3 protein-coding genes and 1 pseudogene are annotated in these 6597 nt (G+C 43.3%); all 4 read left to right on the forward strand.

Annotation, left to right across the window (positions count from 1 at the left end; translation table 11 throughout):
• Window positions 1-170: 170 nt before the first annotated feature.
• Window positions 171-1451, forward strand: a complete 1281-nt coding sequence (locus PG862_RS12040) for an adenylosuccinate synthase (protein WP_107001526.1) — start codon at window positions 171-173, stop codon at window positions 1449-1451.
• A 396-nt stretch (window positions 1452-1847) separates the two neighbouring features.
• Entirely contained in the window at window positions 1848-3122 is a 1275-nt protein-coding gene (locus PG862_RS12045; protein WP_270707528.1) for a PDDEXK-like family protein, read from the forward strand.
• 124 nt (window positions 3123-3246) lie between these two features.
• The gene (locus PG862_RS12050; protein ID WP_107001522.1) at window positions 3247-3621 is read left to right on the forward strand and encodes an MmcQ/YjbR family DNA-binding protein; all 375 of its coding nucleotides are present in this window, start codon (window positions 3247-3249) and stop codon (window positions 3619-3621) included.
• Between the two features lie 10 nt (window positions 3622-3631).
• Window positions 3632-6348 (forward strand): annotated as a pseudogene (locus PG862_RS12055) (type I restriction endonuclease subunit R); the annotation flags it as partial.
• Between the last annotated feature and the right edge of the window lie 249 nt (window positions 6349-6597).

The following is a 6597-nucleotide window of genomic DNA, read 5'->3' on the forward strand; positions in this document are numbered from 1 at the left end:
TTGCCTGGCATATGTGTGAGCATCAATAGTATAAGTGTTAATTATGTAGCTTATAAATAATATTGATTTTACTTATATAGAAAAGTTGTGTATGATTATACAGTAAGAAGGCATGATCGTTTTTCGATCATGCCGAAAAGTATTTATATTCTTCTGAGGGAGGAAAATTCATGGTACGAGCAATAGTAGGAGCTAACTGGGGAGACGAAGGCAAGGGTAAGATTACCGATATGCTTGCTAAGGAATCCGACATCATTATCCGTTTTCAGGGCGGAAGCAACGCAGGTCATACGATTATCAACAATTATGGTCGTTTCGCACTTCACCTTCTGCCGTCCGGTGTATTTTACGGACACACAACCAGCATCATCGGCAATGGTGTGGCATTAAACATCCCGTTTCTGGTAAAAGAGCTGGAAAGCCTGGTATCTCAGGGTGTTCCGATGCCGCATATTTTGGTATCGGACCGTGCACAGATCCTGATGCCGTACCATGTTCTGTTTGATACGTATGAGGAAGAGCGTCTGGGCGGCAAGTCCTTCGGTTCCACCAAGTCCGGTATCGCGCCATTCTACTCTGACAAATACGCGAAGATTGGTTTCCAGGTCAGCGAACTGTTCGAGGACGAGGCAGCTCTGAAAGATAAAGTACAGCGTGTCTGCGAGACAAAGAATGTCCTGTTAGAGCATCTGTACCATAAACCGCTGCTGAACCCGGATGAGGTTCTGGCAGAGCTGATGGAATACAAGAAGATGGTAGAACCGTATGTATGCGATGTATCTGCATATCTGCATGACGCGATCAAAGAGGGCAAAAACATCCTTCTTGAGGGTCAGTTAGGTTCCTTGAAAGATCCGGATCACGGTATTTATCCGATGGTTACTTCTTCTTCGACTCTGGCAGCTTACGGCGCTATCGGCGCAGGTATCCCGCCGTATGAGATCAAAGAGATCACAACCGTTGTAAAGGCATACTCCAGTGCAGTCGGCGCAGGTGCATTTGTCAGCGAGATCTTCGGTGATGAGGCAGACGAACTCCGCCGCCGCGGTGGTGATAAGGGCGAGTTCGGCGCAACCACCGGACGTCCGAGACGTGTGGGCTGGTTCGACGCAGTAGCAAGCCGTTACGGCTGCCGCATCCAGGGTGCGACCGAAGTGGCTCTGACCGTTCTGGATGTTCTGGGATATCTGGACGAGATCCCGATCTGCGTGGGCTACGAGATCGACGGCGAAGTTGTTAAAGACTTCCCGGTAACCTACAAGCTGGAGAAAGCAAAACCGGTTCTGAAGACACTTCCGGGCTGGAAATGTGATATCCGCGGAATCAAGAAATACGAAGATCTCCCGGCAGAGTGCCGCAACTACATCGAGACGATCGAGGCAGAGCTTGGCGTACCGGTAACCATGGTATCCAATGGTCCGGGACGTGATGAGATCATTATGAGAAAGTAACTTTATAGAATCAATTTCAGCGGCGGTCCTGCATGATGAGTGCAGACCGCCGCTATTTTTGTGTAATAGGAAATTCCTTGGAATTCTCTATTACACAAAAAGGCACATTCTTTTTCAAGTTTATTCTGAAATCAGCCAGTCAATTAAATTCTTAGATTTATGCCATCATAGGAAGAGTCCATTCCGGGATTCAAGGAAAGGACGATTTTTTCGTAATTGTCATTGATTTTTTGAAGAGGGAATAATTCAGGATAAGGTATGATTTGGTGTGAAGAAAGTTGGAGGGATGCCTTGGATAGAGTCTGTGAGAACCGTGTTTTTTATGGTATGATAGATAAAAAGAAGTCGTTTTATAAATGAAAAGTGAGACAAACGGGAATCGCCAGAGAATGAAAAATGGAAACATATAGAGATTTACTATCGCAAATTCATACAAACTGTAAAAACATACCATTTCATAAGAAATTATCAGCCTACAACATTTTTGATGTATTAGAGATACAGAGCCGTGAAGTGATCATGTGCCGTTTTTTGACCAATCTGCTGAACCCGGAGGGAATGCATGGCTGCGGAATCCGGTTTCTGAAATCGTTTATCCGAGATGTGTTGAAAATGGATCCGGTAAGCGATACATTGCTATTGCATACGGAGGTAGTCAAAGAGTACCCGATTGATAAAGAGAGAAGAATTGATATTTTCATACGGAATGCGGAGTATCAGATTCCGATCGAGGTAAAAATCTATGCGGGGGAACAGGAAGGACAGTGTTCGGATTACTTTGAGATGGCACAAAATTCCCGATTGATATATCTAACCCGTTTTGGAACTCCGCCATCTGAGTACAGCCGGAAGAAGAAAGGCGGAGGAAATTTATTACCATTAGGGCAAATCCAGTGTATTTCATGGGCAGAAGATATCTATCGGTGGCTGGAAGGTGAATTGCAAAATTTAAAAGAGCCATTTCGAGCAGTGATGGAGCAATATTTGGATGCGGTACATAGCATAGCGGATGAAAGAGAGAAGAAAGTGGCAGATAAAGTGATTGAGGCATTGTACGAATCGCCGGAAAAATTTCTTGCCGGAATTGAGATTGAAAAATCAATGAAAAAGGCAAAGGTGCGGCTGATTCGCCAGGTGTTTGAAGAATTTCAGCAGCAGATGCAGCCGATTATAGAAAAATATGGTTTGGAATTAGAAAAGGATAGTGGATATTATTCCTATCAGAATTCACAGCATGATAAATTTTATGATTGTTACAGCACCTATCCTGGATTGAATTATGTGGTAAAAAAGGCAAAATTTCAAAAAGCGGGTCTGGAACTCTGGTTTCGGATTGAGGTAGAACATAATTTGTTTGCGGGATTCTGCCTGTTTGATAAAGAAGCCAGCTCCGAGGATGGCTTTTCGAAAGGCTATCAGGTAGATGATATAACCGACGGGCTTAAGCAGGAGGCATCCAGGTATCTCAAAAAGGAAATAATTCTGCCGGAGGACTGGTGGTTTGCCTGGTGTTATCCGAACGGAAAACGCCACTGCGAAGAGGCAGAAGTGCCAGATTTTAAGCAGATGAATTCGTGCGCGGTTTCGCTTGTGGATGAAACGGCGCGGAGGGAGTATGTGAAGCGGGCGTTGGCGGTGTTCGAGAGAGAGCTTTTGGGGTGGCTTTTGTAAAAGGATAAATTGTCGCTGAAACAGAATATCATACTGCACTATAAAAACACATTTACACAAATACAAACATTGCAAATAACAAATATATTCTACCTTGAAACCGAAAGCGAGGCGTTTCACCAAAATGACTAGAGAAGAATTATTTCAATGGGTAAAACAGGAATATGGCACGGAAGCGGAATATCCGTGGAAGGATTCGAACGCAGTGCTGCGTCGGGCGGATAATGATAAATGGTATGGCGTGATTTTGAGTGTTGCAGGGAGTAAGCTGGGGTTGGAGGATGATAATATCATAGATGTTATAAATCTAAAGAGTGATCCGATGCTGATAGGTTCTTTGCGGGGGCAGAAAGGATATTTTCCGGCATACCATATGAACAAGGAGAAGTGGATCAGTGTTTTGCTGGGGGATGCGGGGCTGGATGAGCCGATTAAAAATTTACTTGCGTTAAGCTATGAGCTGACAGCGCCAAAGAAAAAGAAGAATACTTCCAAATAGGGGGGATCTTATGTCAAACTTTGAATTTTTAAAGAATACAAAAGAATATGCATTATTTGCGCCAGCGGTGATGGAAGCGGAACGGGTATATGCATCCGCCCCTGCAATGTGCGCGGTAGGATGCAGAAAGGCATTGGAATTGGCGGTAAAATGGATCTATTCTGCGGATAATACGATGCAAATGCCGTACAAGGACAATTTGCAGTCCCTGATTCATGAGCCGAGTTTCCGTTTCTCGGTTGATTATAATACATGGGGGAAGCTGCCGTTTATTGTGATTATGTCCTGTTTGGAAAGGATGGCAGCCCTCTGGCGGTGGTGGAAGCGAAGCGCACCAGCAAGGATCCGAATGTTGGTCGGAAACAGGTTATGCTGTATGCGGATTGTTTAGAGCGGAAGTTTGGCCGCAGACCGATGATGTTTACGACGAATGGATTTGAAACGTATTTCTGGGATGACAAGACTTCTCCACAGCGTCCGGTCAGTGGCATTTTCAGTAAAGATGATTTGCAGAAGATGATGAACCGACGTTCGGAACATAAGGATTTAATGCAGATTCCGATTGATGATAAAATCACGGATCGTTATTATCAAAAAGAAGCGATCCGGGCGGTGTGCGAACAGATACAGCGCGGTTATCGGAAACATTTGCTTGTGATGGCAACCGGAACTGGTAAAACAAGAACGGCTTCCAGCTTGACGGATGTTTTGAGTCGTGGAAAATATGTGACGAATGTGCTTTTTTTGGCGGATCGGACTGCCTTGGTAAAACAGGCAAAGGATGATTTTAAGAATTATCTGCCGGATATGTCACTTTGCAATCTGTGTACCAATAAAGATGATCGGAATGCACGTATCGTATTTTCAACCTATCCGACGATGTTAAATGCGATTGATGATACGAAAAATAAGGATGGCATCCGCTTGTTTACACCGGCACATTTTGATTTGATTATTATTGACGAAAGCCACCGCAGTATTTTTAAGAAATACCGGGCGATTTTCGAGTATTTTGATGCAATCATGGTTGGTCTGACGGCTACGCCGAAAACGGATGTGGATCGGAATACGTATGATTTCTTTGAAATGGAACATGGTGTGCCGACGTATGCATACGATTATGAGACGGCTGTTTATCAGGATCATGTGCTGGTTCCATATTATAATTATGAGGTAAAGACGAAGTTTCTGGATGAAGGAATTACGTATGATGATTTATTCGATAAGGATAAGGAACGGTATGAGGACGATTTTGTGGAAGATGGTCAGATGCCAGAATTTATTCCTTCTGCGGCGATGAATAAGTTTATCTTTAATGAAGTGACGGTAGATATGGTGCTTCAGGATCTGATGGAACGTGGTATTCATGTGGCTGGCGGCGATCGGATTGGAAAGACAATCATCTTTGCACAGAATAAAAAGCATGCGGAGTTTATTCTGGAACGCTTCAACAAGCTATATCCCAATATTTATCCGGAAAAGAAGGGGATATTTGCACAGAGGGTAATTTGTGATGATGCATACGCCCAGACTGTAATTGATGACTTCAAGGTTGAAAATAAGCCTCCTTTTATTGCGGTATCGGTGGATATGATGGATACGGGGATTGATGTGCCGCAATGTGTAAATCTTGTATTTTTTAAGAAGGTACGTTCTAAGGCAAAATTCTGGCAGATGATTGGACGCGGCACTCGTTTGTGCAAGGGACTTACCTGCATGGATCCGATAGACGGGGAGTATACAGATAAAAGACGTTTCCTGATTTTTGATTATTGTGGGAATTTTGAATATTTTCGTGAACATATAGAAGGTTTTGTGTCGAAGGAGACGAAATCCTTAAGTGAAAATATTTTTGGAAAACAAATCCGGCTCATTTCTCTGCCGCAGGAAGCTTGCTATGCGGAAGGTACTTATGAAGAGTGGCGGAAGGAACTGATATCGGGATGCCATAATCAGCTTGTGGAGTTGGATCCGAAGCTGATTTCTGTAAAGCTTAAATTACAATATGTGGAGAAATTTAAACAAGAGACGGATTTTGACGTGATCAGTGAAGGGGATAAGGGAGAACTTTTACAGCATATTGCGCCGCTGGTGCATTTGAATGATGAAGATGAGCTGGCTAAACGGTTTGACAATTTTATGTATGGTCTGATGCTGGCTTCTATGGAACAGATGCCGTCTTTTAAGAGAGCGAAAAAGGTGCTTTGTGAGATTGCTGGTTTGCTGTCGCGCAAGATCAGTATTCCTCAGGTAAAAGAAAAACTTGATTTTATACAAGAAATTCAGACGGATGAATTTTGGAAGGTAAATGATGTTCTTCAATTTGAACGCGTCCGGCAGAAATTGCGGGAACTGATGAGGTTTTTGGATCAAGATCAGGGGGGCAGGACGATCACGACTCATTTGACAGATTCCATTATCGATCAGCAGGAGGGTGTCCAGTTAGATGCGGCATATGATTTTGAGGATTATCGGGAAAAGGTTAATCGATATATCGGGGAACATGGAAACACACTGGCGATTCATAAATTAACGCACAATATTAAGCTGACACAGGGAGATTATCAGGAGTTAGAGCGGATTCTCACGACGGAACTTGGCGGTAAGGAAGACTACCAGAGGGAGTTTGGAGATACACCATTTGGTCTGATGGTACACAAAATTGCCAAACTGGATCATGAGGCGGCGATGCAGGCATTTTCAGAGTTTATTAACGATCAGTCATTGAAAAACGGCACACCGCATTCTCGTTACTTTAGTGATGAGTTAGGTGTGCCAATTATTTTAATAGATACAGAACAAGTGTTTGCCTTGCAAAGAGATGCATGGTATAATATAAATGTAAATATAGTGTATTACCTACGAAAGAAAAATTACTTTCGCAGGAAGAAGAAATGCGTATTTTTTACAGTATCATTTTGCACAGTGTGCGAAATATCGAAAACAGAAAGCAGGGACCTTTATGCAGATTGTATC

It is taken from the genome of Clostridium fessum, from assembly GCF_027698965.1.
GTDB lineage: Bacteria > Bacillota > Clostridia > Lachnospirales > Lachnospiraceae > Otoolea > Otoolea fessa.

Bases quoted from the DNA above. Each gene is read 5' to 3' on its own strand.
- PG862_RS12040 (WP_107001526.1), top strand. From the start codon at position 171: ATGGTACGAGCAATAGTAGGAGCTAACTGGGGAGACGAAGGCAAGGGT.
- PG862_RS12045 (WP_270707528.1), top strand. From the start codon at position 1,848: ATGGAAACATATAGAGATTTACTATCGCAAATTCATACAAACTGTAAA.
- PG862_RS12050 (WP_107001522.1), top strand. From the start codon at position 3,247: ATGACTAGAGAAGAATTATTTCAATGGGTAAAACAGGAATATGGCACG.